Here is a 2372-nt window from a genome sequence, read left to right as displayed (position 1 = left end):
GGGGACGGTGCGCCCGGGGCGGCGGCCGGGGTGACCCATCCGTGTCATGATCCGATAAAAGTTCTGACGGTCTGTGACCTGCGGGTCCGTCAGATCGGCGGCCCGTCCACCGGCGTGTCGGCTCACCAGGGTGGACCAGCGCCGACATGCGAGGTGGAGAACCCCCGGTGAGGGTTCGTCGTGGGAGGCGTACTCGTCGAATTTCCCGGAGCACGGCTTTGGGGCGCCCTCCCTCGGAGGTTCAACCATGCGTGCTTCACGCGCTCTTCCGGTGGCCGTGGCCGCCTTCGCGGCGGTGGGGCTCTCGGCCCCGATCGCCGCCGCCAACTTCGGTCCCAGCAACGTCACCGTCAACCCGAGCGCGGTGCACCCGGGCGCCACGCTGACCATCACGGCCAACGGCTGTGGCCACGGGGGCATCGTGACTTCCACCGCCTTTTCGCCCACCTCGCTGTCGGGCGGTGACACCGGGTTCGCGACCGCCAGGATCCACGACCACATCAGCGCCGGTGCGTACAACCTGTCGGTCCGCTGCAACGACAACCCCAGAACGGAGACCCGCAGCTTCACCGTGCTCTCCGGCCGCGGCGCGCTGGGCGGCCTCGGCGGCTCCGCCGGTCCGACACAGACCGAGATGGCCGTCGGCGGGTCCCTGGTGGGGCTCGCCGCCATCGGCGGTGTCGTGTACGTCGCACGCCGCCGCCGCGCGAACGGCGGGCGGATCTGACCGGCCGGACCTCCCGGACAGAGCCGAACCGCCGGTCGTCCCGAGTCCTGGCGAGGACTCGGGACGACCGGCGTTTCGCGGCCGTTTCGCGGGGGGCGGGCCGGGGCCGTTACTGGTCGCGGCGGCGCAGATAGAGCATCAGGCCGCCACCGGCCGCGGCGACGAGCGCGAGGCCGATCGCGATCTCGCCCATGTCGACGCCCTGCGAGGTGCCGCCGACGCCGCCCCGGACACCGCGCGAGGGGGCGCTGGTGGTGCTGATGGTGGGCCTGGTGGTGGGCCGCAGGGTCGGGAAGCCGCCGCCGGTGATGGTGAGATCGGTGGTCCCGCGCTCGCCCGCGCACATGAACGTCACGGTGTAGGTGGCACCGCGCCTGGCGTTGAAGTCGACCTGGGCGGACGTGGAGCTGTTCGGCGAGATGGTCACCGTGTTGAAGACGCCGGAGGAGGCGGTGGCGGTGGAGGGACACCCGGTGACGTTGAGCGTGACCGTACCGCCCGGGGCGATGGTGGAAGGGGTCACGCTGAAACCGAACGACGTGACGGTGCTGCCGTGCGCGCCACCGCCGTCTGCGGCCAGAGCTGCCGCCGGCGCGGCGACGGAGACCGCCGCGGCGGCGAGCAGGGTGGCGGATGCGATGCGTATCGCGCCCATGGACATTCCTCCGGGTCCCCGAGGAGCATCGCGGAACTGGTTTCCACATAAAGCGAGAAATGCGCCTCGATGCCCGACACGCTAGGAGCGGGCGCCCCCGGTCGCGATCGGTGTCCGGCGAATGGGGCATTCGGTTCCCCCACCCGGCGGACCCACCGGGGTGTCGCCGGGCGCCGGGCTCAGTCGAACAGCTCGGGGAAGAGGTCGTGGAAGGGGGCCGCGGTGGCCGAGAGGCCCCGGCCGAAGGGGGCGTCGAAGTCCCAGATCAGGAAGAGCAGGAAGGCGATGAGCACGCTGAAGAGCCCGGCGAGCAGGAGTTCGCGCCCGGTACGGCGGATCTGGAGCGTGAAGATCAGGCCAACGGTCACCACGGCCCCGGTGATGAGGCCGAACCAGACGACCCCCGGCATCGTCGCCCCGGCTCCCTGTCCGCGGGTGGTGCGGGCCTCGTCGACGGCGGCCACCTGGTCCACCAGCGGCTGGTACGCCTGCGCCTCGTGGTCGTCGGCGGGCCGGTAGTCCGTGACGTCCCGGCGCAGCCGGTCGAGCAGGACCGTCCCCTTGTCGCCGAGTTCGCCCTTGACCTCCATGCGGTGCCATTCGGAGTGGACGACGTAGGTGACGTACGCGTCGACGTCGGCGCGGACGCGCTCGCGCACCGGGGCCGGGTAGACCTGGACGCGCTCGTTCACCTCGTGCAGCGCCTGGGCCTCCTGGCGGACGGTGTCCGAGGCCGCGCCCCGCGCCTCCCAGACGCCCGCGATGGCCAGGCCGAGGACGATCGCGTACACCACTCCCATCATCATCGTCATGTACTCCATGACGTCCGGCGTCTGGGAGGGGTCGTCGTCCTCGCGGATGCGGCGGTGGTTGACGACGACGATGGTCAGCACGACGGCGCACGCGGCGGCCATCGCGATGGCGAGGACGATCCAGTCCTTCAAGGGGAACCTCCGGCGAGGCCGCCGATCCCCGCCCCCTCGCCGGAGG

At 71.8% G+C, this 2372-nt stretch carries 3 protein-coding genes; 1 reads left to right on the top strand and 2 read right to left on the bottom strand.

The genetic code is table 11. The features are described 5' to 3' along the window. Positions 1-247 precede the first annotated feature (247 nt). On the top strand, positions 248-727 hold the full coding sequence (locus ACJA3G_RS35270; RefSeq protein ID WP_406557107.1) for a hypothetical protein: 480 nt from the start codon (positions 248-250) through the stop codon (positions 725-727). Between the two features lie 109 nt (positions 728-836). On the opposite strand, the gene ACJA3G_RS35265 is transcribed toward ACJA3G_RS35270, so the two are convergent. Together ACJA3G_RS35265 and ACJA3G_RS35260 are read right to left on the bottom strand one after the other, a co-directional pair. After that, the gene (locus tag ACJA3G_RS35265; RefSeq protein WP_406557106.1) at positions 837-1382 is read right to left on the bottom strand and encodes a hypothetical protein; all 546 of its coding nucleotides are present in this window, start codon (positions 1380-1382) and stop codon (positions 837-839) included. Positions 1383-1561: 179 nt separating this feature from the next. After that, positions 1562-2326 (bottom strand): hypothetical protein, encoded by a 765-nt coding sequence (locus ACJA3G_RS35260; protein WP_406557105.1) that lies wholly within the window; start codon positions 2324-2326, stop codon positions 1562-1564. Between the last annotated feature and the right edge of the window lie 46 nt (positions 2327-2372).

Origin of the sequence: Streptomyces sp. YS-3 (assembly GCF_045257485.1) — a bacterium.
Lineage (GTDB): Bacteria > Actinomycetota > Actinomycetes > Streptomycetales > Streptomycetaceae > Streptomyces.
This window is presented reverse-complemented; position numbering and strand designations above follow the sequence as displayed.